General features: G+C 71.6%; 23 protein-coding genes. 13 read left to right on the top strand and 10 right to left on the bottom strand.

Annotated features, from left to right (window positions below):
* Window positions 1–189 precede the first annotated feature (189 nt).
* Window positions 190–516, bottom strand: coding sequence for a chorismate mutase (locus tag ACIPVB_RS02760; protein ID WP_400366759.1), 327 nt, complete (start codon window positions 514–516; stop codon window positions 190–192).
* A 79-nt stretch (window positions 517–595) separates the two neighbouring features.
* Between ACIPVB_RS02760 and ACIPVB_RS02755 the strand changes: the two genes are divergently transcribed.
* Window positions 596–1,720: an AI-2E family transporter gene (locus tag ACIPVB_RS02755; protein ID WP_400366757.1), complete on the top strand. Its 1,125-nt coding sequence runs from the start codon at window positions 596–598 to the stop codon at window positions 1,718–1,720.
* A 276-nt stretch (window positions 1,721–1,996) separates the two neighbouring features.
* Here ACIPVB_RS02755 and ACIPVB_RS02750 read toward each other — a convergent pair whose 3' ends face one another.
* Together ACIPVB_RS02750 and ACIPVB_RS02745 are read right to left on the bottom strand one after the other, a co-directional pair.
* Window positions 1,997–3,196, bottom strand: coding sequence for a lactonase family protein (locus ACIPVB_RS02750; RefSeq protein ID WP_400366755.1), 1,200 nt, complete (start codon window positions 3,194–3,196; stop codon window positions 1,997–1,999).
* Window positions 3,196–4,482 (bottom strand): adenylosuccinate synthase, encoded by a 1,287-nt coding sequence (locus ACIPVB_RS02745; protein WP_400366753.1) that lies wholly within the window; start codon window positions 4,480–4,482, stop codon window positions 3,196–3,198. Before ACIPVB_RS02745 ends, ACIPVB_RS02750 begins: the two co-directional genes overlap by 1 nt.
* 106 nt (window positions 4,483–4,588) lie before the next feature.
* Between ACIPVB_RS02745 and ACIPVB_RS02740 the strand changes: the two genes are divergently transcribed.
* The 7 genes from ACIPVB_RS02740 to ACIPVB_RS02710 all read left to right on the top strand — a co-directional run bounded on the left by ACIPVB_RS02740 (window position 4,589) and on the right by ACIPVB_RS02710 (window position 11,631).
* Window positions 4,589–5,299, top strand: a complete 711-nt coding sequence (locus ACIPVB_RS02740) for a Pr6Pr family membrane protein (RefSeq protein ID WP_400366751.1) — start codon at window positions 4,589–4,591, stop codon at window positions 5,297–5,299.
* A 26-nt stretch (window positions 5,300–5,325) separates the two neighbouring features.
* Window positions 5,326–6,003: a peptidylprolyl isomerase gene (locus tag ACIPVB_RS02735; RefSeq protein ID WP_400366750.1), complete on the top strand. Its 678-nt coding sequence runs from the start codon at window positions 5,326–5,328 to the stop codon at window positions 6,001–6,003.
* Window positions 6,004–6,085: 82 nt separating this feature from the next.
* Complete coding sequence (gene argG / locus ACIPVB_RS02730) at window positions 6,086–7,528, top strand: argininosuccinate synthase (RefSeq protein WP_400366748.1); 1,443 nt, start codon at window positions 6,086–6,088, stop codon at window positions 7,526–7,528.
* Between the two features lie 180 nt (window positions 7,529–7,708).
* On the top strand, window positions 7,709–8,317 hold the full coding sequence (locus ACIPVB_RS02725) for a TetR/AcrR family transcriptional regulator (RefSeq protein ID WP_400366746.1): 609 nt from the start codon (window positions 7,709–7,711) through the stop codon (window positions 8,315–8,317).
* Window positions 8,314–8,982, top strand: a complete 669-nt coding sequence (locus tag ACIPVB_RS02720; protein ID WP_400366745.1) for a hypothetical protein — start codon at window positions 8,314–8,316, stop codon at window positions 8,980–8,982. The genes ACIPVB_RS02725 and ACIPVB_RS02720 overlap by 4 nt, the downstream gene beginning before the upstream one ends.
* Window positions 8,979–10,916 carry a YhgE/Pip family protein gene (locus ACIPVB_RS02715; RefSeq protein ID WP_400366743.1) on the top strand — a complete coding sequence of 646 codons (1,938 nt, stop codon included), beginning with the start codon at window positions 8,979–8,981 and terminating at the stop codon, window positions 10,914–10,916. The genes ACIPVB_RS02720 and ACIPVB_RS02715 overlap by 4 nt, the downstream gene beginning before the upstream one ends.
* A gap of 172 nt (window positions 10,917–11,088) precedes the next feature.
* A complete protein-coding gene (locus ACIPVB_RS02710) occupies window positions 11,089–11,631 on the top strand; it encodes an SRPBCC family protein (protein ID WP_400366741.1) in 543 nt (180 codons plus the stop codon).
* A gap of 7 nt (window positions 11,632–11,638) precedes the next feature.
* On the opposite strand, the gene mnhG is transcribed toward ACIPVB_RS02710, so the two are convergent.
* The 7 genes from mnhG to ACIPVB_RS02675 form a co-directional block, all read right to left on the bottom strand.
* Window positions 11,639–12,019, bottom strand: a complete 381-nt coding sequence (gene mnhG, locus ACIPVB_RS02705; protein WP_400366739.1) for a monovalent cation/H(+) antiporter subunit G — start codon at window positions 12,017–12,019, stop codon at window positions 11,639–11,641.
* Window positions 12,016–12,282, bottom strand: coding sequence for a monovalent cation/H+ antiporter complex subunit F (locus tag ACIPVB_RS02700; RefSeq protein ID WP_400366737.1), 267 nt, complete (start codon window positions 12,280–12,282; stop codon window positions 12,016–12,018). Before ACIPVB_RS02700 ends, mnhG begins: the two co-directional genes overlap by 4 nt.
* Window positions 12,279–12,887 (bottom strand): Na+/H+ antiporter subunit E, encoded by a 609-nt coding sequence (locus ACIPVB_RS02695; protein WP_400366735.1) that lies wholly within the window; start codon window positions 12,885–12,887, stop codon window positions 12,279–12,281. The genes ACIPVB_RS02700 and ACIPVB_RS02695 overlap by 4 nt, the downstream gene beginning before the upstream one ends.
* Window positions 12,884–14,440 carry a Na+/H+ antiporter subunit D gene (locus ACIPVB_RS02690; protein WP_400366733.1) on the bottom strand — a complete coding sequence of 519 codons (1,557 nt, stop codon included), beginning with the start codon at window positions 14,438–14,440 and terminating at the stop codon, window positions 12,884–12,886. The genes ACIPVB_RS02695 and ACIPVB_RS02690 overlap by 4 nt, the downstream gene beginning before the upstream one ends.
* A complete protein-coding gene (locus ACIPVB_RS02685; RefSeq protein WP_400366731.1) occupies window positions 14,437–15,039 on the bottom strand; it encodes a Na(+)/H(+) antiporter subunit C in 603 nt (200 codons plus the stop codon). The genes ACIPVB_RS02690 and ACIPVB_RS02685 overlap by 4 nt, the downstream gene beginning before the upstream one ends.
* A complete protein-coding gene (locus ACIPVB_RS02680; RefSeq protein ID WP_400366729.1) occupies window positions 15,036–17,963 on the bottom strand; it encodes a Na+/H+ antiporter subunit A in 2,928 nt (975 codons plus the stop codon). Before ACIPVB_RS02680 ends, ACIPVB_RS02685 begins: the two co-directional genes overlap by 4 nt.
* Before the next feature lie 95 nt (window positions 17,964–18,058).
* Window positions 18,059–19,108: a LacI family DNA-binding transcriptional regulator gene (locus tag ACIPVB_RS02675; RefSeq protein ID WP_400366727.1), complete on the bottom strand. Its 1,050-nt coding sequence runs from the start codon at window positions 19,106–19,108 to the stop codon at window positions 18,059–18,061.
* Between the two features lie 57 nt (window positions 19,109–19,165).
* Between ACIPVB_RS02675 and ACIPVB_RS02670 the strand changes: the two genes are divergently transcribed.
* The 5 genes from ACIPVB_RS02670 (at window position 19,166) to ACIPVB_RS02650 (ending at window position 24,631) form a co-directional block, all read left to right on the top strand.
* The gene (locus ACIPVB_RS02670; protein ID WP_400366725.1) at window positions 19,166–20,407 is read left to right on the top strand and encodes an MFS transporter; all 1,242 of its coding nucleotides are present in this window, start codon (window positions 19,166–19,168) and stop codon (window positions 20,405–20,407) included.
* 9 nt (window positions 20,408–20,416) lie between these two features.
* Entirely contained in the window at window positions 20,417–21,115 is a 699-nt protein-coding gene (nucS, locus tag ACIPVB_RS02665) for an endonuclease NucS (RefSeq protein ID WP_400366724.1), read from the top strand.
* A gap of 526 nt (window positions 21,116–21,641) precedes the next feature.
* Window positions 21,642–22,733, top strand: coding sequence for a hypothetical protein (locus ACIPVB_RS02660; RefSeq protein ID WP_400366722.1), 1,092 nt, complete (start codon window positions 21,642–21,644; stop codon window positions 22,731–22,733).
* 10 nt (window positions 22,734–22,743) lie between these two features.
* On the top strand, window positions 22,744–23,448 hold the full coding sequence (locus tag ACIPVB_RS02655; protein WP_400366721.1) for an HAD hydrolase-like protein: 705 nt from the start codon (window positions 22,744–22,746) through the stop codon (window positions 23,446–23,448).
* Window positions 23,441–24,631 (top strand): hypothetical protein, encoded by a 1,191-nt coding sequence (locus ACIPVB_RS02650; protein ID WP_400366719.1) that lies wholly within the window; start codon window positions 23,441–23,443, stop codon window positions 24,629–24,631. Before ACIPVB_RS02655 ends, ACIPVB_RS02650 begins: the two co-directional genes overlap by 8 nt.
* Window positions 24,632–24,701 lie beyond the last annotated feature (70 nt).

The following is a 24,701-nucleotide window of genomic DNA, read 5'->3' as shown; positions in this document are numbered from 1 at the left end:
ACTCCCCCGAGTCCGCACCGACGACCGCGGACTGGTCGGGTGGGCGGCCCTCAACGGGCCTCCACCAACGTTTCACGCTGATGGATCGCCTGGCAAATTACCGGTCGCCTTGAAATTCCGGATGCCGTGTGGCACGCGCGCCCGTGTGCTCGCGCCGAGGCGCTGCCGACCGGGCGCCGCCGCGCGTCGTCAGCTCGGGCGTGTCGCTGCGTCGTCGGAAGGGGGATCGGACGCCGCGGAACGATGGTGGCGGATGACCTCGGCGACGACGAAGTTGAACCACTTCTCGGCGAACACCGGATCGAGGTCGGCCTGCTCGGCGAGCTGGACGAGCCGCGCGATCTGCTGCTCTTCGCGGGTGGGATCGGACGCCGGCATCCCGTGTTTCGCCTTGAGGACGCCGACCTGCTTGGTGCAGCGGAAGCGCTCCGCGAGCAGGAAGATCAGCGCGGCGTCGATGTTGTCGATGCTGCCGCGCAGCCCCTGCAGGATGGTCGAGGGATCGGCGTCGGTCATTGGTCCTCCCAATCGCTCCGACCCTACCGCGCCGCGTGGGGCCGCTCGTGCGGTTCCCCGCGAGTCCTACAGTGTGAGCATGAGCCGATCGACGCGTCCCGACCCCACCGCGCAAGGCGCCGACGCCGGGGCCGCCACCACGCGCGACCGGCCGGTCTGGTCGGCGCTCGCGCGCCCGTATGCCGCGGGCTTCTTCCTCACCCTGGGCGGGTTGACCGCCTTCGTCCTGTCCCTGGCGCTGGGCCAGCTCTCGACGGTGCTCATCTACATCGCGATCGCTCTGTTCGTCGCCCTCGCCCTCGACCCGATCGTGCGGTTCCTCGTGCGGCGCGGACTGTCGCGCGCCTGGTCCATCGTGATCGTGTTCGGCGGCCTCGCCGTCATCCTCGCCGGAGCGCTGTGGCTGCTCATCCCGCCGGTCGTGCGACAGGTGGAGCAGTTCATCGGCGACATCCCCGCCTTCGTCAACGACCTCATCGATAGCGACGCCGTGCGGTGGGTCGAGCAGAACTTCGGCGACAGCCTGGGCGACGTCCTGCAAGAGGTGCAGAGCTTCGTCACCAACCCCGCGAACATCGCCGCGATCGGCGGCGGGCTGCTGCAGGTGGGCATCGGCATCGGCGAGTTCGTCTCGGGCGCGATCGTCGTGCTGGTGCTGAGCCTGTACTTCCTGGCATCCCTGCCCCGGATGAAGAACAGCCTGGTGCGCCTGACGCCCGCGCGCAGCCGCGAGACGGTCGCCGACATGACGGGCCAGATCACGGAGTCGGTGGGTGGCTACCTGGCCGGCATGGTCGTGCTGGCGCTGTGCAACGCCGTGTTCGGCTTCATCGTGCTGACCATCCTCCAGCAGCCGTTCGCGGCGTTGCTGGCGGCCCTCGCGTTCGGCATCACGCTGATCCCCCTGGTGGGGTCGGTGCTGTTCTGGGCCACGGCCACGGTGTTCACGCTCATCGTCGACCCCACCGCGGGCCTCGTCTTCGCCGTCGTCTACCTCGTTTACATGCAGATCGAGGCATATATTCTGACGCCGCGGGTCATGAACCGCACCATCTCGATCCCGGGGGCGCTCGTCGTGATCGGCGCCCTGGTCGGCGGCACCCTGCTCGGACTCCTGGGCGCGCTGGTGGCGATCCCCGTGACGGCCTCGGTCCTGCTCATCATCAAGCAGATCGTCATCCCGCGGCAGGACGCCAAGAAGTAGTCCCCCGTCCCCGTCGGCTCGCCCCGCGCCGTGCCGCGCCGCGGCCCAGTCCGGCCCGGTTAGGCCGGTCTCCCGCGCCGATAAACGCTCTTCGCGACGATAAACGCGTCGCCGCGGCGTTTCTGCGCATCGATCCCGTTTATCGGCGAGACGGGCGGCGCGGAGCGGGCGCCACGGGGTGCGCGGCGCGGAGCGGGCGCCACGGGCTGCGCGGTGCGGGGCGGGCGGCACCGGGTGAGCGGCGCGGACGCACGGAGCGGCCCGGTACGGGCGGCGTCAGCGGATCGGCAGCAGGCGCGTCGGCGACGGCGACGGCGTGCGATGACGCACCCGTCCGGGAACGCCGGTGCGCGCGTCGAGCGGGAGCGAGACGACCTCGTGCGCGAGCTGCCCCGCGACCAGGAGCGTGTCGTCGAGCACCACGTGATGACGGGGCCAGTGGGTGCCGGTCTCGGCGAGCGCGAGCAGCTGCAGACCTTCGCCCGCGCCGCGCACCGACAGCACACCCACCGTGTCGCTGCCCCGCACACCCGCGTACAGCGTGGAGGCGTCGCGGCTCAGGCACAACTCGGCAGCGGTGTCGGTGTCGAGTGTGCCGAGCAGGGGCTCACCCGACCGCACGTGCCAGCGCCCCTCGCGGTCGGGGGCCAGCACGAACACCTCGCAGCTGAGCTCGGTCACGACATAGAGATGACCGGAGGGATGCCAGACCCCGTGCCGCGGACCGCTGCCCTTCGGCAGCACGACCTCCTGCACGAGGCGCAGGTCCCCGGCGCCGTGGCGCCAGATGCGGACGAGGTCCAGGCCCATGTCGGTCGTGGCCACGAGACCTCGCGGCAGGAAAACGGCGTGATGCGCGCGCGACACGCGGGTTCCCGCCTTGGCCTCCTCGGACTCGGCGTCGGTCTCGGGCCCGTCGTCATAGGCCGGGACGAGGTGCGAGAACTCGTCTCCCGCGGCCTCGCGCAGGGCGCGGGCGGCGGCGGCGAGATCCGGCACCACGGCTCCCGAGACGCGCGCACCCGTCGAGACGGTGCCCTCGTCGGGCGACGACCCGTACGGATCGGCGGCGTCGGCGGCGGCGACCGGGTTCGAGGGGCGACCCGCGGCATCCAGGTCGATGCGCACCACCCGCCCGTCGCCCCAGCAGCTGGCCACGAGGAAGGACGCATCGGGGGCGACGGCGACGTGACAGACGGCGGCGCCCGCGGTGACCGGCGCCCCGACGGGGGCCAGACGCGTGTCTCCGGTGCGGCGGTAGGCCTGGACCGTGCCGTCGGACTCGAGCGCGGCGTACAGCAGGTCGTGCGCGGGGTGGGCGGCGATCCACGACGGCGACCCGGGCGCCGCCACCGCGGTCCCGACCATGCCGAGGGGCCCCCCGGCGCCGGGTGCGTCGGCTTCGCCTGCCTGCAGGATGCCGATGCCCTCGGCCGCGCCGTCGTCGGGAGCGTAGGCGCCGACCCAGAACCGCATCAGTCGATGAGGTCGTGGCGCACGATCACCTGATCGCGGGCCGGACCCACGCCGATGACCGAGATGCGGGTACCGCTCATCTTCTCGAGGGCGAGCACGTAGTCCTGCGCGGTCTGCGGCAGGTCGTCGAACGTGCGTGCGGTGGAGATGTCCTCGCTCCAGCCGGGGTAGTACTCGAGGATCGGCTTGGCGTGGTGGAAGTCGGTCTGGTTGACCGGCAGGTCGTCGTACCGCTCCCCGTCGACGTCGTACGCGACGCAGACGGGGATCTGCTCGAGACCGCCGAGGATGTCGAGTTTGGTGAGCACGAGGTCGGTGATGCCGTTGATGCGCGTGGCGTAGCGGGTGATGGGGGCGTCGTACCAGCCGACGCGGCGAGGACGCCCGGTGGTGGTGCCGAACTCGAACCCGCGCGAACGGAGCCAGTCGCCCTGCTCGTCGAACAGCTCGGTCGGGAACGGACCGGAACCCACGCGCGTCGTGTACGCCTTGACGATGCCCACGATGCGGTCCAGGCGATTGGGTCCGACACCCGCACCGGTCGCGGCGCCTCCGGCGGTCGCCGACGACGAGGTCACGAACGGGTAGGTGCCGTGGTCGACGTCGAGCATGGTGGCCTGACCGCCCTCGAAGACGACGACGTCACCGGCCTCGAGCGCGTCGTTGAGCAGCAGGGATGTGTCGGCCACCATGGGCCGCACCCGCTCGGCGTACGACAGCAGGTCGTCGACGACCTCGTCGACCGTGACCGAGCGGCGGTTGAACACCTTGACCAGCAGGTGATTCTTCTGATCGAGGGCACCCTCGACCTTCTGGCGCAGGATGTTCTCGTCGAAGAGGTCCTGCACGCGGATGCCGACGCGGTTGATCTTGTCGGCGTAGGCCGGACCGATGCCGCGGCCGGTGGTGCCGATCTGCCGCTTGCCGAGGAAGCGCTCGGTGACCTTGTCGAGCGTGCGGTGGTACTGCGTGATGATGTGCGCGTTCGCGCTGATCTTGAGGCGGCTCGTGTCGAGGCCGCGGGCGTTCAGCGCCTCGAGCTCGGCGAAGAGCACCTCGAGGTCGACGACGACGCCGTTGCCGATCACCGGGGTCACCCCCGGAGACAGGATGCCGCTGGGCAGCAGGTGCAGTGCGTACTTCTCGTCGCCGATGACCACGGTGTGGCCGGCGTTGTTTCCGCCGTTGAACTTCACCACCCAGTCGGTGCGCTCACCGAGCAGGTCGGTGGCCTTGCCCTTGCCTTCGTCGCCCCACTGGACGCCGACGATCACGATTCCGGGCATGTGCGCTCCTCGCGTCTGAATCCGGCGGTACACCCCATCCTATCGAGCGGGTCGGACACGCCCCGGCGGCCTGCCCTCGCGGGCGTCGGCTCACTACCCTGGAGCGATGACGAGAACGACGGGCCGGGCCCTCGGCTGGAACATCGCCCGCGCGGTGGCGGCGATCGCGATCGTGGTGGCCGTGGTGGCGCAGTTCGTGTCCTCGGCGTCCGGCGCCGCGGCCGCGGGGCGCGACGTGACGACGACCGTGGCCAACTTCTTCAGCTTCTTCACGATCCTCTCCAACGTCTCGGCGGCGATCGTGCTGGTGCTGCTCGCGCTGAGCTTCGTGCGGCGACGGGCGGCGGGCCCCGAGGTCGACCCGCCCGCGCTCGCGACCGCGCTCGCGTACGTGTCGACGTACATGATCGTCACCGGCGTGGTCTACAACCTGCTGCTGCGCGGGCTGCCCCTGCAGCCCGAGACGGTGGGCTGGTCGAACGAGATCCTGCACGTGTGGGGACCCCTGTTCCTCCTGCTCGACGTGCTGTTCGGCTCCGGCCGGCGCCGCCTCCCCTGGACCGCGGCGCTGGGGGCTGCGGTCTTCCCGATCGCCTGGATCGTCTACACGCTGCTGCGCGCGCCGCTGATCACCAACCCCACGACGGGGGCGCCGTACTGGTACCCCTACCCGTTCCTCGACCCGAACACGGGCGGGTGGGGCAGCGTCGTGGCGTACATCGTCGTCATCGCGGTCACCATCGTGGCCCTGGCGTTCGGGATCGTCGCGATCGGGCGGGCACGCGGCATCCGGATGCCGCAGACCTCCCCCGCCTGAACAGACCTGGCCCTACCCTGGTGAGCGTGCGAACGCGACTGATCTCTGCGGCCCTGGCCGCCTCCGCCCTGCTTTTGCTCGCCGGATGCGCGGGAACGACCGCGACCGACACCGCGCCGTCGTCCACCGCCGCCGCGCCGACAGCCGCGTCCGGCGAGTGCTCCTTCGAGGCGTCGGGCCAGCCCGCGGTCGACGTGACCCCGCCCGCCGCGGGCACCGAGCGCCCGAGCGGTCAGGTGCAGGCCGTGCTGCAGACCTCGGCCGGCGACATCCCCCTGACCCTCACCGGCGAGCGCACCCCGTGCACGGTAGAGAGCTTCGTCTCGCTCGCGCAGCAGCAGTACTTCTCGAACACCGAGTGCCATCGCCTGACCACGCAGGGCATCTTCGTGCTGCAGTGCGGTGACCCCACGAGCACCGGCCGCGGCGGCCCGGGCTACCGCTTCGCCGACGAGCTCGACGGCAGCGAGACCTACCCCGCCGGCACGGTCGCGATGGCCAACGCCGGCCCCGACACCAACGGGTCGCAGTTCTTCCTCGTCTACCGGGACACCCCCCTGCCGCCCGACTACACGGTGTTCGGGCAGATGTCCCCCGAGGGCCTCGCGGTGGTGCAGTCCATCGCCGAAGCCGGCACCTCCGGCGGCTCGGCGGACGGCGCCCCGGCCACCCCCGTCACGATCACCGACGTCACGATCGGCTGAGCCCTCCTCCCCCGTCCCCCCGAGGCGACCGGGGATGCCCTCGCGTCGGGCCACGGCATCCCTCCGCCCTAGAATCGAGGGCATGTCCAAGGTCTTGCAGTCCCTTCCCGTCGGCGAGCGCGTCGGCATCGCCTTCTCGGGGGGTCTCGACACCTCCGTGGCCGTCGCGTGGATGCGCGACAAGGGTGCGGTGCCCTGCACGTACACGGGTGACCTCGGCCAGTACGACGAAGACGACATCGCCTCGATCCCGGGGCGGGCGACCCAGTACGGTGCCGAGATCTCGCGACTGGTCGACTGCAAGACGGCACTGGTCGAAGAGGGCCTCGTCGCCCTCGCCTGCGGCGCGTTCCACATCCGCTCGGGCGGGCGCACGTACTTCAACACCACGCCGCTCGGTCGCGCGGTCACCGGCACGCTGCTGGTGCGTGCCATGAAAGAGGACGGCGTCGACATCTGGGGCGACGGCTCCACCTACAAGGGCAACGACATCGAGCGGTTCTACCGCTACGGCCTGCTGGCCAACCCCGCCCTGCGCATCTACAAGCCCTGGCTCGATGCCGACTTCGTCACCGAGCTGGGCGGGCGCAAAGAGATGAGCGAATGGCTCGTCGCGCACGACTTCCCCTACCGCGACAGCGCCGAGAAGGCCTACTCGACGGACGCCAACATCTGGGGCGCCACCCACGAGGCCAAGACCCTCGAGCACCTCGACGTCCCCCTCGAGACGGTCGAACCCATCATGGGCGTGCGTTTCTGGGACCCCTCGGTCGAGATCGAGACCGAGGACGTCACGGTCGCGTTCGAGGCCGGTCGCCCCGTCTCGATCAACGGCGAGCGCTTCGACGATCCGGTCGCCCTGGTGCGCGAGGCCAACGCCATCGGCGGCCGCCACGGACTGGGCATGAGCGACCAGATCGAGAACCGCATCATCGAGGCCAAGTCGCGCGGCATCTACGAGGCTCCCGGCATGGCGTTGCTGTTCATCACGTACGAGCGCCTGGTCAACAGCATCCTGAACGAGGACACCCTCGCCACCTACCACGAGCAGGGCCGGCGCCTCGGGCGCCTCATGTACGAGGGACGCTGGCTCGAGCCGCAGTCGCTCATGCTGCGCGAGTCGATCCAGAAGTGGGTCGGTTCGACGATCACGGGCTCGGTCACGCTGCGTCTGCGCCGCGGTGAGGACTACACGATCCTCGACACCGTGGCATCCGGCATGTCGTATTCGCCCGAGAAGCTGTCGATGGAGCGCGTCGGCGACGCCGCGTTCGGTCCGGTCGACCGCATCGGCCAGCTCACCATGCGCAACCTCGACATCGCCGACTCGCGCGCACGCCTGGAGCAGTACGCCGGTCTGGGCCTGATCGGCGGCCCGACGGGCGAGCTCGTCGGCGAGATCGCCGTCGGCGGCGCCCGCGAGATCGTCGAGCCGGCCGCGCCCCTGAGCGCCGACGGCGAGCGCCTGGCCGAGGCGACGGATGCCGCGGGCGAGGGCGCCGCGTTCGACTCCGGCACCGACTGACCCCGACCTCGACGAGAGCCCGCGCTGCCACCCCGGCACCGCGGGCTCTCTCGCGTGCACTCCGCCCCGTGAGGTCGACGGTCGCGCCGGGTTCCCGACCCCGCCACGGGGATAAGGGCCGAGGCCGCCTCCGCCTTAAGTTGCACACACGCGTGCACTTTCGGCGTACACTGATCGCTCGTGAGTACTCCCGCCCGCCGCCGCGACGCCGTCGAGAACCGCGCCGGCATCCTCGACGCGGCCACCGCCGCCATCGGCCACGACCCCCGCGCCTCGATCGACACGATCGCCCGCCGCGCCGGCCTCTCGCGCCGCGCGCTCTACGGCCACTTCGACGACCGCAATGCCATCGTCCGTGAGGTCATCGCCGCCGGCGCCGCCCGCTTCAACGCCATCGCCGACGCCGTCGACGACGCCGACTCCCGGGTCGCGCTCGCCCGCCTGGCCTCGGAGTTGTGGGCCGAGGCCGCCCACGTGCAGGCCGCCGCGGCGCTCGCCCTCGACGACGCGCACCTGCCCGAGACATCCGCCGCCCTCGCCCCGCTGCGCCGCCGTATCGACGCGATCGTCCGCCGCGGTCAAGAGCAGGCGCAGCTGCGCACCGACCTCCCCGCCCCCACGCTTTCGCGCCTGCTCGAAGAGACGGGTCGCATGGTCGTCTCACGCGTGGATGCCGAGTCCTCCACCGCCCGCTCGATCGCGGTCTGCGCGGTCCTGGGCATGGCCGGCCTGTCGTGGACCGAAGCCCGCGCACTGCTCGCGGCGCACCCCGACCTGGAGACGCGATGAAGATCGTCCTGCACGAGGTGGGCAAGGGCCGCGCCCTGCCCCCGACCTCGACGGCTTTCGAGACGGGGACGGCGACCCTGGTCATCGCCGAGACCGAGCAGCGTCCCACAGTGCTCGGGCTCGTGGCATCCGGTCGCATGAGGATCGACGGCGGCTCCGTCCTGATCGACGGTCGCGCCGACCGCGGATCGATCCGACGCCGCGTCGCCCTGGTGGACGCGCCGCTCGTGTCCGAGCCCGAGTCCAACGTGACCGTCACCGGCGTCGTCGCCGAGGAGCTCATGTTCGCCGGACACGCACCCACGCCCTTCGCCGCGGCGCGCTGGCTCGAGGGCCTGGGGCTCGACGGGCTCGCGGCGACGGCGATCGGTGACGTCGCGCCCGCCGCGCGCATCCGCCTGCTGCTCGAGCTGGCCGCCCTGCGCTCCGGCGTCGACGGCCTCGTCCTCGTCGCTCCCGACCGTCACGGCGGCGAACCCGCCGCGTGGTGGCGCCTCGCGCGCGAGTTCGCCGAACGCGGCTACGCCGTGCTCGTCGTCGCGGGCCGGGCTTCGCACACCGCCCTCGCCACCGCGGATGACGCCGCCGCACTCGGCGCCGCCGCACTCGACGCCGCCTCTCGCGACGCCGCCAGACTCGACGCCGCCGAGGAGGTCGCGCGGTGAAGATCCCCCAGATGATCGCGGCCGAACTGCGTCGGCTCACCTCGACGCGGATGTCGGTGCTGGCCCTCATCGCCCTGCTCGCCGTGCCGATCCTCTACGGCGGGCTCTACCTATGGGCCAACCAGGACCCGTACGGCAACCTCTCCAGCGTTCCCGTCGCCCTCGTCGTCGACGATCGGGGCGCCGAGGTGAACGGCCAGCAGCGCAACCTCGGCGACGAGGCCGCCGAGGAGCTGCTCGACGGTGACGCGTTCGAGTGGCATCGCGTCTCGGGCGAACAAGCCGACGCGGGCCTCGCGGCGGGCGACTTCGACTTCGTGGTGACCCTGCCCGCCGACTTCACCGACGCCGTGGCCTCGCTCTCGAGCGACAACCCGCGCCAGGCCGACATCGAGCTGCGCACCAACGACGCCAACAACTACCTCGCCTCCACCATCGGAACGCAGGCGGTCGCGCGCATCCAGGCCTCGGTCGCGCAGAAGGTCGTCGGCGAGGCCGGTCTGACCCTGCTCGACGCCCTGCACACGATCCGCGTGAGCCTGGTGGATGCCACGACCGGGGCGACCCAGCTGGTCGACGGCCTGACCACGGCCAAGGACGGCTCCGCGCAGCTCACGAGCGGGTCGACGACCCTCGCCGACGGTGCCGCGACGCTCGCCGACGGCAACGCCCGACTCTCGACCGGCGCGGACCGGTTGCGCTCGGGAACCGCGCAGCTGCGAGACGGCGCCGCGAAGGTGGCCGACGGCGCGCAGCAGGTCGCCGGCGGGGTCGACCGGATCGACACCGCCGCCCGGCAGGTCGGCTCCGTCGCCGGCGACGCCGCCGCACAGCTGCCCCAGGCTCGGGCCGACATCGCCGCGGCCCTCGCGAACGCCGGTCTCGACCAGGCCCGCATCGACGAGATCCTCTCGCGGCTCGACCCGGTCGGTCAGCGCCTCGAGGCGGCCAACGGCCGCGTGCAGGACACGGTGAACCAGATCGACCAGCTCGACGACGGTGCCCGCCAGGTCGCCGCCGGCAGTGCCACGGTCGCCTCGGGCGCGGCGACGGCCGCCGACGGGGCGTCGGCCCTGGCGGACGGTGCGGCGGCAGCGGCATCCGGAGCCTCCGCCCTGCGCGACGGATCGGTCCAGGTGCGCGACGGCGCGACCCGGCTCGACGACGGTATCGACCAGCTCCAGGGCGGGGCGTCGCGCCTGCGCGACGGACTCGCCTCGGGCGTGGAGCAGATCCCCGACACCGACGACGCCACGCGTCAGGCCCAGGCCGACGCGATCGGCGACCCCGTGGCGGTGGGCACGACCTCGGTGACCAAGGCCCAGAACTACGGCGCGGGCCTCGCCCCGTTCTTCGCGGCCCTGGCCGGCTGGATCGGCATCTACGCACTGTTCCTCATCGTCAAGCCCGTGTCCAAGCGTGCGGTCACCGCGCTGCGCTCCCCCGTCCGCGTGACGCTCGCGGGGTGGCTGACACCCGCGGGACTCGGCGCCCTGCAGATGGTGGGCCTGTTCACGGTGCTCGCCGTCGCGCTGCGGTTCTCGTTCGCGAACCCGTGGGCGGCGCTCGGCATCCTGCTCCTCGCCTCGGCGACGTACGCCGCGATCGTGCTCGCCCTGAACGTGTGGCTCGGGTCGGTGGGGCAGTTCCTGGGGCTCGTGCTGATGGTGCTGCAACTGGTCACGGCCGGGGGCACCTTCCCGTGGCAGACCCTGCCCGCCCCGCTGGCCGCTCTGCACCACGTGCTGCCGATGGGGTACGTCGTGGATGCCCTGCGCCAGGTCATGTACGGCGGCGACGTATCGCGGGTCGGGCCCGACCTGCTGGTGCTGGGCGCGTGGATGATCGGCGGCGTGCTCGTCGCGGCCATCGGAGTCACACGCATGACCCATCACCGCACCCTGCGCGACCTGCAGCCGAGCCTGATCGGCTGAGACCCGCTCCGCGCCCGACGGCGGTCCCCGGGGGCGTCGAGGGGACCGCCGCGGGCCGGCGACGCCCTCCGCCCGGGCGGCGCGACGGACGGCATCGGCGCGCGGGCGTCAAGGGTCGCCGCGCCCGCGGGCCCGAGCCCGTAGGGTCGAGGAATCCGACCGGAGGGATGCCATGCCCGCCCGCAACACCCGCCTCATGCGCTGCACCCCCGACGACCTGTTCGCCGTCCTGTCGGACGGCTGGCTCTATCCCGTATGGGTGGTGGGCGCGGCCCGCATGCGCGATGTCGACGCCGGCTGGCCCCGCGAGGGGGCCCAGCTGCACCACTCGCTCGGCGTCTGGCCCGTGATGATCCACGACCAGAGCGAGATCGTCGAGTGGGATCCCCCGCGCCGCATGCGCCTGCGGCCCGAGGCCGGCATTCTCGGGCGCGGAGTGCTCCGCATCGACGCCCGCCCTCACCCCGTGGGCATCGCGGTGACGATCGCCGAGGAGCCCGTGTCCGGTGCGGCGGCGATCCTGCCCACGGTGCTGTGGAAACCGCTGCTGAGGCTGCGCAACCGCGAGTGCCTCAACCGCTTGGCGTTCCTGGCCGAGGGGCGCCGGCAGGAGCGTGAGGCACAGGAGCTGAACCACCGTCGACGCACCCCCGAACCGGACGAGGGCACACCCTCGCCGCAGGCGCAGCAGGACGCGCGAGAATCCCAGGTCTGAGACCGGGTCAGCTCTCGGGACGCGTTTCGGCACCCGTCGAGCCCGACTGCTCCGTGCGGTGCTCCAGTTCGTCGACGTAGAGGTTCTTCTCGTCGGTCGTGCGGTTGCGATACGCGGCGCGACCGACCATGTGGGCGGCCAGCGGCGCGGTCGCGAACTGGATGAGCACGATCGGGATGCCGAAGGCCACGACGCTCCACTCCCGCGCGGCCAGGGCGACGGCGATCACGATGACCAGCACCCCGAGCACCTGCGGCTTGGTCGCCGCGTGCAGGCGCGTCGGGACGTCGCGCCAGCGCATCAACCCGATGGTCGCGGTCAGGCACAACACGGCGCCGATCAGCACGAGGACGAGGGCGACGGTGTCGAGAACGGCGTCGAGGGTCATCTCGGGTTCTCCTTGCGCGCGACGAAGCGGGCGACCGCGATCGATCCGAAAACCCCGACCGCGGCGATGATCAGCATCGCGGGCAGCGAGCGCGTGTGGTGGTTGATGACCATGTCGGCGCCGAGGATGCACAGCACCTCGGTGAGCAGCACGTCGGCGGCCACGGCGCGGTCGAGGATCGACGGACCGATCACGAGGCGGATCAGCGCGAGCACGGCGGCCACGGCGAACACCACCAGGATCACGGCGACGAGGGCGTTCACAGCAGGGTCCTCCCGTCGCGCGGGGTCTCGACGGCGTGGTGGGTGGAGCTGTCGGCGATGCGGGCGCGCAGTTCCTGCAGCTCCTCCTTCGACCCCACGGCGCGCGTGATGCGCGCCTCCCAGCCGAGCACGACGCGACGCTGGTGCTCGGCATCCGCCTCACTGCGGACGCCGATCGTGTGCAGGAACAGCGTGCGGTTCTCGCGGTCCACGTCCACGATGAGCGAACCCGGGATGAGGGATGCCGTGATTGCGGTGTGCGCCATGATGACGTCGTCGTCCACGCGCAGGGGCACCGCGATGATCGCCGCCCCGGGCTGCCGGCGGAAGTCGAGAACCTGCCACGCCACGATCAGCGAGCCCTTGACGACCGCGCCGAGGAACGTCACGACGAAGACCAGGCCGTACCAGAGGTTGATGCGCCCCGACAGCTCGACCGGGGGCAGCCGGAAGACGCGGGTGACGAAGACCGCCATGACCAGACCGGTGATCAGGGCGAGCCAGGTGAACTGCCCCCACAGCAGCATCCACAACGCCACCAGCCACACCAGCAGCGGCAGCTGATGCAGGAAGAGCGAGACCTGGGCCCGACGCGTGGGACTCATCCGTCACCCGCCTGTTCCTGCAGCTGCACCAGGGTGACGCCGCCGGCGATGCGTTCTCCGGCACGCAGGCACGCGTCCAGCAACGGACCGGCGAACACGGTCAGTGCGATCGTGACGGCCACCATTCCGGCCGTCGCCATGGTCATGATGCGGGGGGTGGTGCGGCGCTCGGTCGAGATGGCCGCGGCGGGTGCGTTGCCGAGGTACGCGATGCGCTCCATCGCCTCGGGAGAGTCTTCTTCTTCGCGCCAGAACGACAGGTTCCACGCGCGCATGAGGGCGTACAGCGTCAGGATCGACGTGACGATACCGCCCACGATCAGCACCATCATCACCGGCGTGCCCACCTGAGCCGCAGCGTCGAAGAGGGCGTACTTGCCGATGAAGCCCGAGAACGGCGGCAGGCCTCCGAGGTTGATCGCCGGGATGAAATACAGCACCGCGAGCAGAGGCGCCGCGCGCATGAGCCCCTTGACCTTCAGGATCGACGTGCTGCCCGCGCTGCGTTCGATGAGGCCCACCGCCAGGAACAGCGTGGTCTGCACGATGATGTGGTGGACGATGTAGTAGATCGTCGCGCCGATGGCGAGCGGCGTGTTGATCGCCAGCCCGAAGATCATGTACCCGATGTGGCTGACGAGGGTGAACGAGAGGATGCGCTTGAGCTCGGCCTGCGCCACGGCGCCCAGGATGCCGACGATCATCGTGGCGAGCGCGACCATCATCAACACGAAGTTGAAGTCGTTGTCGACGAAGAGCTGCGTCTCGGTGCGGATGATCGCGTAGACGCCGACCTTGGTCAGCAGACCCGCGAACACCGCGGTGACGGGTGCCGGAGCCGTGGGGTAGGAGTCGGGCAGCCAGAACGACAGGGGGAACACGGCCGCCTTGATGGCGAACGCGAGCAGCAGCATGACGTGCAGGACCGTCTGGATGTCCTGCGGCAGCTGTGACATCCGCTCGCTGATCTGCACCATGTTGACCGTGCCGAGCGCGCCGTACACCATCGCGATCGCGGCCAGGAAGAGGATCGACGACACCAGCGAGACGACGATGTACACCACCCCGGTGCGGATGCGCGACTCAGTACCGCCCAGGGTGATCAGCACGTAGGAGGCGACCAACAGGATCTCGAACCCGACGTAGAGGTTGAACAGATCGCCCGCGATGAAGGCGTTGAAGATGCCCGCACCGAGGATCAGGTACGCGGGATAGAAGATCGACACCGGGGTGTCCTCGTCGTTGTCGGCGGCGCCCTGACCGATCGAGAACAGCAGGACCGCGAGCAGCACGATGCTCGTGACCACCACCAGCAGTGCCGCCAGCACGTCGACGTACAGGACGATGCCGAGCGGGATGTCCCACCCCGCGATCGCCACGGCGATCGGCCCGTTCGTGTCGACCTCGACCAGCAGCACGGAGCCGAGGATCAGCACCGTCACCAGGGCTGCGACCGACACGATGATCTGCACACGCTTACGGCGCCCGAAGACGAGGTTGACGGCGGCGCCGATGAGCGGGACGCCGACGAGCAGGGGCACGAGAGCGCTCACGAGCGGTCACCGTCCTTCGGGTCGTCTGCGCCGGCCTCGGCCGGGGAATCGTCCCGTTCCCGGGCCGGGGGGTCGCGACGCACCGCCACCCGGTCCACGGGGGCGTCGTCGACGAGCGTGGACAGGTCTCCCTGGTGCAGGACGCGGATGGGCGAGGCCACGTCGCCGACGAAGTCGGTGGTGACGTCGTCGTCGTCGGAGCGCGCCTCGTCGTCCATCGCGTCGTCCGGCATCTGCGGGGTGCGTGCGCGCAGGGCCACGTCGTCCGCGTCGTCGACGACGGTGTCGGCCTGACCCAGCTGCCACGAGCGGTAGATCAACGCCAGCAGGAACGCCGAGATGCTGAAGGTGATGACGATGGCGGTGAGCATGAGGGCCTGCGGGAGCGCGTCGGACATGTCGGCGGCATCCGTCTCTCCGCCGTCGTAGAACGGCGCACGGCCCGGGGCGCCCATGACGACGAGCAGCAGCAGGTTGGCGGCATTGCCCAGCAGCAGGAATCCGATGAGCACGCGGGTGAGGCTGCGCTCGAGCATCGCGTAGACCCCGCACGCGAACAGCACTGCCATGACGATGACCAGGACGAGGGAGATGCTCACGAGCTGACCACCTCGGCGTCCTCGGGCCGTTGCGACTGCCGGTCGACCTCGGCCCCGAGACTGCGCAGGACGTCGAGCACCAGCCCGATGACGACCAGGTAGACGCCGATGTCGAAGATCGTGCTGGTGACGAACTCCCAGTGACCGATGAGCGGCAGATCACCCTCGAAGGTGAAGCTCTGCAGGGGCGCGAAGCCGAAGACCATGGGCACGAGGGCGCACAGCACCGCGATCGCCATCCCGGCGCCGAGAAGTCGTCCCGCGTCGGTCGGAGCGGCGGCGCCGAGCTCCCACCGCCCGCCGGCGATGTAGCGCATGACCAGACCGAGACCCGCGACCAGGCCGCCGGCGAACCCGCCACCGGGCAGGTTGTGACCGGCGAACAGCAGATACAGCGACGCGATCATGACCGAGTGGAAGAGCACGCGGATGACGATCTCGAGCAGGATGGACCGGTTCTCGGGCTGCACCTTCGCGCCCGACACCAGCCATGCGCGTGGCGCCCCGGCCTCGCCGACGCGCTGGGCGCGCACACCCGCGTCGGTCTCGACGAGCGGACGGCGCCGACCGAGGCCGACGACGCTGCGGGCCGTCCCCGAGCGGCGGTTGAGGTTGTCGCTGCGATCCGTGATGAAGACGAGGGATGCCACGCCCGTGGCGGCGAGGATGAGCACCGACAGCTCGCCCATCGTGTCCCACCCGCGCAGATCGACGAGGGCGACGTTGACGACGTTGCGCCCGTGACCGATCTCGTACGCCAGGGGCGGCCACTCGAGCGAGATCGGAAGCTCCTGGCGGGCGCCGGTGGCGACGATCGCGACCAGGGCCATGATCAGACCGACGCCGGCACCGAGTACCGCGCGGGCCAACGGCGCGACCGACTCGTTGTGCTCGCCCATGCGGGCCGGGAGCCGGCGCAGCACCAGGGCGAACACGACGAGGGTCACCGTCTCGACGAGGACCTGGGTGAGCGCGAGGTCGGGGGCGCCGCTGGTGGCGAAGAGGACGACCAGACCGAGACCGGTGACCGAGACGAGGGCGACGCCGGTGTAGCGCTTTCGCGCCCGGACGGCCAGGATCCCCGCGGCGATCATGAGCGGGGCTGCGATCAGCTGCGACGGCGACTGCCAGGCATCGAGCTGGGCGCGCCACTCCTGCGACGACAGCAGGGCGACGCCCTCGGCGACGACGAGGACGATGAAGATCGTGCCGACGTAGAACGGCAGCGAACCTCGCTGGAACCGGGCGGTCACCCATTCGGAGGTGTAGTCGACGCCGCGCAGCGCACCGTTGTAGGCATCGTTCGCCGTGAACGGCAGCAGACGCGGGCGCGTGTGCAGCTGCGTCTTGCGCACCGCCCAGAAGACCGCAGCGCCCAGCGCGAGCGTGCCGAGCGAGATGAACAGGGCGGGTTCCAGGCCGTGCCAGAGCGCCAGGTGGTACGGGTATGCGGGAGCTTCGAGACCGGGCGTGGCCGGGGCGAGGCCGTCGGCGTAGGGCGTGAGCCATGCGTCGACGACGGGGGCGATGAGTCCCAGGACGAGCGACCCGCCGGCCAGCAGCACGGGAGCGGCGAGGAACCCGATCGGGGGGTCGGGCCAGTCGGTGGTCTCGACATCGCGCTTGGTCCAGTACGCACCCCAGAGGAAGCGGATGCCGTATCCGGCCGTGAGCGCCGACCCGAGCACGATGCCGATCAGCGCGACGACGCCCCACACCGCGCCCTGCTCGGCCTCGTGCAGCAGGGCGGTGAGGGCGGTCTCCTTCGCCACGAAGCCGAGGGTGGGGATGACGCCCGCCATCGACGCGATGGCGACGAACGACGCCGTGGCCATGACCGGCGCTTGGCGGCCGAGCCCCGAGAGGTGACCGATGTCACGGGTGTTGAGCTGCCGGTCGATCACGCCGACGACGAGGAACAGACAGGACTTGAACAGCGCGTGGCTGAGCAGCAGGGCGACGCCGGCGAGCGCGGCGTCGCGCGTGCCGTACCCGAGCATGACCGTCAGGAAGCCGAGCTGACTCACGGTGCCGAAGGCGAGGATGCGCTTGAGGTCGCGTTCGCGCAGCGCCTGGAAGCCGCCGAGCAGCATGGTGAACACGCCGAGGGTGATCAGCGTCGGACGCCAGAAGGGTGTCTCGGCGAAGCCCGGCGCGAGGCGCGCGATGAGGTAGATGCCGGCCTTGACCATGGCCGCGGCGTGCAGGTAGGCGCTGACCGGGGTGGGGGCGGCCATGGCGCCGGGGAGCCAGAAGTGGAAGGGGAAGATCGCCGATTTGCTGAGGGCGCCGACGAGCAGCAGCAGGACGGCGATGTCGACCACGGTGCCGGTGGGAGGGTCGGCCAGGATCGCCGCGAGGCTGGAGGTGCCGGCCTGCACGACCAGCAGCACGATGCCGATCAGCATCACGAGGCCGCCGAGAGTCGTCACCAGCAGCGCCTGCAGGGCCGCGCGACGACTGGCGGCGCGGGCGTGATAGTGCCCGATCAACAGGTACGAGAGGACGCTCGTGGCCTCCCACAACATGATGAGCACGACGATGTCGTCGGTGAGCACCAGGCCGTACATGGCGCCGGCGAAGGCCAGCAGCACCGCCGAGAACTGCCCGACGCCCTGCGTCTTTCCGCGGAAGTACCACCGGCAGTAAAGCATGACGAGTGCCCCGACGCCGGTGACGACGAGGGTCAACAGCCAGCCGAGCACGTCCATGCGCATCGAGAGCGAGACCTCGATCGCGGGGATCCACCGGTATTCCTCGAACGGAATGTCCCCGCCGAGGACGGCGGGGGCGAGCAGCACGGCGTGCGCGAAGGCGAGAACCGGCAGAACCGCCGCGACGTAAAACGCGCGGGCCCCAATCCGCGAGACCACGTACGGGAGCAGGAGGGGAAGGACCGCGAAGGCGCCCAGGAACATCAGCATGCGCGGGCCTCCTCGGGGTCGACGAGCGGGATGCTAGGGCTCTCGGGGTCGGCCTTATTCTATGCGGCGCATAAGAGTTTCCGCGCAGCGGGTTCTCATGTGGTACGCGGCGGAGCCGTCGTGGTGCCCTCGCGGAACACGCAGGAGAGATCGAGGCCCGAGGGCACGGCATCCTCGAGCATCGCCGCGACGGCCTCGCCGGCCGCTCGCCCCTTGGCCGTCGCCGGCTGGACAAGGGTGGTGAGGACGTGCGGGGCGAGACCGTCCACGACGACGCCGTCGAACCCGGTGACACTCACGTCCTGCGGAACGCGCAGCCCCGCTTCTTCCGCGGCGCGGATGACCCCGGCGGCCAGCAGATCGCTCTGCGCGATCACCGCCGTCGGGCGGCGCGCCGGTTCGGCGAAGATCACCCGGCCCGCGATCGCACCCTCGTCGATCGAGCTCGTCGCCGCGGCCAGTGCCGGCGCATCGGGGAAGACGTCGCGTGCCCCCGCGAGGCGATCGGCCGTCACGTCGACGCCGATGACGGCGTCGTCGGCGATCCACCCGCGGCGGCGGGAGGGGTCGACGGGCAGTGTCACGAGCACGACATCGCGGTGCCCCAGGTCGGCGACGTGCCGCGCGGCCGTGCGCTGCGCCTCGACGTTGTCGAGCAGTACCCGCGGCACGCCTTCGCCCGCGTCGCCCTCGACGACCACGACCGGGATGCCGCGACCCCGCACGATCTCGAGCGACTCCCGCAAGCGCGGGCTGCAGCCGATCAGCACGGCCGCGTCGATGGGGGCGGTGTGCAGCGAGGGTTCGCTGACCGTCTCGCCGTTGTCGCGCAGCAGGAGCAACGCGGCCCCGAGGCGTGAGACCCCGTCGGCCAGGCCGTCCATCATGTGCGTGGTCACCGGATCGAGGAAGGCGGTGCCCAGGTGCTGGTCGAAGACCACACCGACGATGCCCGAGCGCCCGCGGCGCAGCGAGGCGGCGCGCGGGTCGGGGCCGGTGTATCCGAGCGACTGCGCGGCGGCGAGCACGCGCGCGCGCACGGCGTCCGAGGTCGGCGTCTTCCCGCTGAAGACCACGGAGGCGGTCGAGGGCGATACGCCCGCCTCACGGGCGACGTCGCTGATGGTGGCGCGGCGGGTGCTCACCGGCTGATCGTAACCCGGGCGACACGTGTTTCCGAATCGATTCGATACAGTGTGGACATGTACTCCACGCTGACCCGGTCCCAGCTCGTCCGCTGGCACATCGCGATCTGCGCCATCTTCCTCGCGAGCGGGCTCAGCATCTCGACCTGGGCCTCGCGCGTGCCGCAGATCAGAGAATCCCTCGGCATCGAGAATTCCGGGGTCGGCCTGCTGCTGCTCGGCATGGGGGTGGCATCCATCATCGGCCTGTCCCTCGCGCCGACCGTGATGGCGCGCATCGGAGCGCGATCGGGCATGCTCGCCGCCCTCGTGCTGGTCGGCGTGGGCCTGACGATTATCGGATTCGGCGCCGACACCCTGCAGATGTTCGGCGTCGCGCTGGTGGGTCTGGCGCTGTTCGGCTTCGGCAACGGCGCTGTCGACGTGATGATGAACGTCGAGGGCGCGGCCCTCGAGAAGGCCACGGGCCGCACCATCATGCCCTTGCTGCACGCCTTCTTCAGCTTCGGCACCGTCATCGGCGCCGGTCTGGGCTTCGTCGCCGTCAGCCTGGGCATCCCGGTCGTGGCGCACTGCGTCGCGATGGGCATGGTCATCCTCGTCGTCGCGTTCGTGGCGGTCGCCAACGTGCCCCGCGTCGAACTCGCTTCGGACGCCGCCGTGGCAGAGGTGCGCCGCCCGTGGCGCGAGCGCGTCGCCGTATCGCTGCAGGCCTGGCGCGAACCCCGCACCTACACGCTCGGCGTGATCATGCTGGGCATGGCCTTCGCCGAGGGCAGCGCGAACGACTGGCTCCCCTCCGCCGTCGTCTACGGCCACGGTGCCCCCGAAGAGGCGGGACCGGCGGTGCTCGCGGTCTTCTCGATCGCCATGACCGTGGGACGTATCGCCGGAGGCCCGGTGGTGGACCGTCTGGGTCGCGTCCTCGTCCTGCGCGTGTTGGCCGGCACCGCGGCCGCCGGACTGCTGCTGTTCATCCTCGCGCCCTTCGGACCGCTGGTGTTCGTCGGCGCCGCGCTGTGGGGCCTGGGCGCCTCACTCGGCTTCCCCATCGGCATGTCGGCGGCCGCCGACGATCCGGCCAAGGCGGCCTCGCGCGTCGCCGCCGCCGCGACCATCGGCTACGTCGCGTTCCTGTGCGGCCCGCCGATCCTCGGCTGGATCGGCGACCACATCGGTCTGCTCAACACGCTGCTCATCGTGGTCGCGCTGATCGTGGCATCCGGTCTCTTCTCGGGCGCGGCCAAACCGCTCGTCGTCGAACCCGCGCGCGCCGCCGAGCCGGCGCGCCGCGATTAGGCTCGTCGGGTGCGTCTCGTCATCGCCCGTTGCTCCGTCGATTACACCGGCCGCCTCAACGCGCATCTTCCCCTCGCCACCCGCCTGCTCGTCCACAAGAACGACGGCAGTCTGCTGGTGCACTCGGACGGCGGCTCGTACAAGCCGTTGAACTGGATGAGCCCGCCCTGCAGCCTCACCCGCGAGCAGCCCGACGAGGTCGATGTCGAGGACGGCGTGATCGAGCGGTGGCGCGTGACCCACGCCAAGACCGGTGACGCCCTGCTGGTGCGCATCCACGAGATCGTCCACGACACCGCGCACGATCTGGGGGTCGACCCGGGCCTGATCAAGGACGGCGTCGAGGCCGACCTGCAGCGTCTGCTCGCGGAGCAGGTGTCGGTCGTGGGCGAGAACCTCACCCTGGTGCGCCGCGAGTACCCCACCGCGATCGGTCCGGTCGACCTGCTGCTGCGCAACGACGACGCCCCCGGCACCGTCGCGATCGAGGTCAAGCGCCGCGGCGACATCGACGGCGTCGAGCAGCTGACGCGCTACCTCGAGCTGCTCAACCGCGACCCGCTGCTGGCGCCCGTGACGGGCGTGTTCGCGGCGCAGGAGATCAAGCCGCAGGCCCGCGTGCTCGCCACCGACCGCGGCATCCGTTGTCTCACCCTCGATTACGACGAGATGAAGGGCGTGCAGTCCGGCGCCCCGCGCCTGTTCTGACGCCCCGGCCCCGGCGACCGTTCCCCGGCGTCGCCCGAGGAACCCGGGTTCCGGATGCCGGTGCCTCTCGCCCGGTGTGGGGCACCCACCGGATTCCCGGCGCCGGCGTCGCGCCGAAGGGCGCCCGAACTCCGGATGCCGCGACACCTCCCGGGCCCGTTCGCGGAAGCCGGCCGCGCGAGGACGCAGGGGGCGCCTCGCGCGACCGACGCGGACACGGCCGGCGCTCGCGCGACGGCCGAAGAGGTCGGGCGGGGTCTCCGCCCCCACGGAGACCCCGCCCATCACGGCATCCCCCGGGAGCCGGATCCGTCACCACCCGAACGACGGCGACGACCTCGACGCTAGGGCGCCCCGACGACGGCGCACCCGGACGGGCGGTCGATCCGGACAGTCCCGGACAACACCCGAACGGCCGCGCGGGCGAGTCGACGCGCCCGTCCGACCCGCCCGTCCCTTCGGCCGGCGCTCGCTAGAGTGGCGCGCAGCGGGCGACGCGGGGGGCGGAGTCGCGTGAGGGGGAGACGTGACTGCTGTGCCGACGCCGGGCGAAGAGGGCGACTCCCTCGACCGGATCGCCGCCGATCTGACCTCCCTCAAAGCGGCCGACGGGTGCTCCTTCGCACAACTGGGTCGGCGCGTCGGCACCGTGCGCGTCGCACGAGGTGTCCCCGCCGAGGCGGCCTCGCCCCCGCGCAGCACTGTCTACGACCTCTTCCGTCCCGGCCGCACCTGGATCGACACCGCGCTCCTGCGCGACATCGTGCGCGCGCTCGGTGCCGACGAGAGCGAGGCCGACCGGTGGGTCGAGCGCTGCGTGCGCGTGCGCCGCAGCGGCGAACGCGCCCATCCCGTGCGAACCGAGGCCGAGCCGCCCGCGCCGCCGGTACCGGCCCGCGCACCGGCGCGCCCACCGGCGGCCCCGCCGACGCGGAAGAAGCGGACGACCATGGCGCTGCTGCTGGGGGGCATCCTGCTCAACCTGCTCGGTATCGCGGTGGTCCAAGCCCTCGACCTGCCGATCTTCCTCGACATGGTGGGGACGGCGGCGACGGCGATCGTCCTGGGCCCGTGGCACGGCGTCGTCGTCGCCCTCGCCGGCAACCTGCTGGGCTTCACGGTGGGGGTCCCCGCGGCGGCGCCCTTCGCCCTGGTCAATGTGGCCGGGGCGCTGGTGTGGGGCTTCGGGGTGCACCGCTTCGGCATGGGCGACGACATCCGCCAATTCTTCGCGCTGAACCTCATCGCCGCCGTGGTGTGCGCGGCCATCGGCGCTCCCGTGGGCTTGCTGCTCTTCGGGGGATTCACCGGCCACGGCTTCGACGCCGTCACGTCGTCGATCGCGACCATGGGGGTACCCGTGATCGCCGCGGTCTTCTCCGCGAACCTGCTCACCTCGCTCATCGACAAACTGCTCACGGGGTTCATCGCGCTCATGATCTTCGTCTGGCTGCACGGGGCGGTGCGGGTACCGGCCACGCACATGCCCCTGGTCGAGCGCCTGAGCGCCCCCTCCCCCGCCCTTGAAGGATCGGGGCGGGGCGCAGCGCCCTCGACGCACGGATTCGGCCGGCTCGGTCGTCGCCCCGATCGATCCGGGCGGATGCCGCCCCGGTAGCGTGGTGCGCATGCCCGCACGCTCCCCCTTCTCCTGCGTCCTGTGGGACGTCGACGGAACCCTCGTCGACGCCTCGGAGGGCATCCTCCGCCGCTTGACGATCACCCTCGAGCACTTCGGACGCACCCCGCCGACGCGCGGCGAGCTCTCGCACTGGATCGGTCCGCCGATGTTCGAGTCGTTCCAGGCCAATGTCGACATGACCCCCGAGCAGGCCACCGAAGCCGTGGCGTTCTACCGCGGGCTCAACCGCAGCGAGGGCTACACCGTCAGCGCGCGCCTGTACCCGGGGGTCGCCGACCTCATCCACGACCTGCACGCGGCCGGCATCCCCCAGTCGACGGCGAGTTCGAAGCCCGAGGTGCAGGTGGTCGCCCTGATGGACCACTTCGGCCTCGAGCCCTCCCTCGAAGCGACCGTCGGTGCGTCGCTGGACGAGCGGGCCCTCGCGGCCAAGTCCGACATCGTGCGCGAGGCGTTGCGCCGTCTCGAGGCCCAGGGCCACGACACCTCTCGTCCCGTGCTGATCGGTGACCGGCACCACGATGTCGAGGGTGGGCGGGATGCCGAGGTGCCGGTGATCTTCGTGCGCTGGGGCTTCAGCTGGCCTCACGAGGCCGAGGGGGCCCAGGCCGCGGTCGACGACATCGACCAGCTGCGCGCCCTGCTGCTCGTCGACCGACCGGACGTCGCGGAGACCCCGGTCGGTGACTGAGATCCCCTGGCTGGTCCCCGCCGCGGTCGCCCTCGGGGTGGCCGCGGTGCTGGTGCTCGCCGTCGTCGTGATGGTGCGCGTCCATCGTCGTTCCCCTCGGATGCGCGCGGCGGCGCAGACCGCCCTACAGCAGGCGACCGAGGCCCTGGGCGGACTCGACGACGCCGTCGACGACCTCGACGTGGCGTTCGAGGCATTCGACGGCGTCGAGGCGTCGGACGTCCCGGCCGAGCTGCGCCGGGCGCGCGCGTCGGCCCAGCGCGCCCGCGATCGCGGCTTCGCCGAGGTGCTCGATCTCCGTGCCGACACGTCGGTCGCCGCTGCGCGGCGCGACCGGGCCGGACAGCTGCGCCAGTCGCTGCGGACGCAGACGGAACGCGCCGCGGCCGCGAACCAGCAGTTCGGGGAATGGGCGCGGACGCACCGCGACGTCGCGCTTCTGTACGCCACAGCGCGCCGCCGGCGCGAAGCGGTCGTGGCCGCGGCGGGCGACCCGGAACCCCTGCTCGCTGCCCTGCGGGACCGCTTCGACCCCGCGGACCGCCGCGAGGCGGAGCGGGCGGCGGGCGCGGCGTCGACCGCCCTTTCCGCGGCGGACGACGCCCTGTCGTACGACGATGCTGCGCACCTGCTCGCCGCGACGCGGGCCCTGCGCCGCGCCGCACGATGCCTGCGCGCCGTCGAGGACGAGCACCGCATCGCGGTGCAGGCGGCCGCGAACGCCGCAACCGAGATCGATGCGGCGCGCGCCGAGCTGACGGATGCCGTTTCGGCCGCCGCCGCGCGGCCCGAGGCGTGCGCGCCCGACGCTCCCGTCCGTCTGCGGGACGCGATGGCCACCCTCGACGATGCCGCCGCCCGGTCCGCGCGACGCCCCCGTGAGGCGATCGCGACCGTTGCGCGGGCGCGGGCCGCCCGCGACGTCGCCGTCCACGGAGCGCTCACCCCCCGCCGACGTCTCGAGGCGGCGCGTGCCGCTCTCCCCGGTACGCTCGCGTGCGCTCGCGCGGCGCTGGCGACCGCCGAGGCCGGCGACGCGGCCTCCGACGCGCGGCCCTCGATCGCTCGGCGTCTCGACCTCGAGGACGCGCGACGACATCTCGCGACCGCGCGCGCCGAGACCGACGCCGCACCGGCGCTCGAGGCGGCTCGCGCCGCATGGCGGGCCCTCTCCGCGGACTGACCCCGTACCGGCGCTCGAGGCGGCTCGCGTCGTTCGGCCCTCGCCGCGCACGGACCTGCGCGGCGAGGGG

The organism is Microbacterium sp. NPDC090007, assembly GCF_044748345.1.
In the GTDB taxonomy this organism is placed as follows: domain Bacteria; phylum Actinomycetota; class Actinomycetes; order Actinomycetales; family Microbacteriaceae; genus Microbacterium.
Note: the sequence above shows the minus strand (reverse complement) of the source record. Positions and strands in the feature narration are given on the sequence as shown.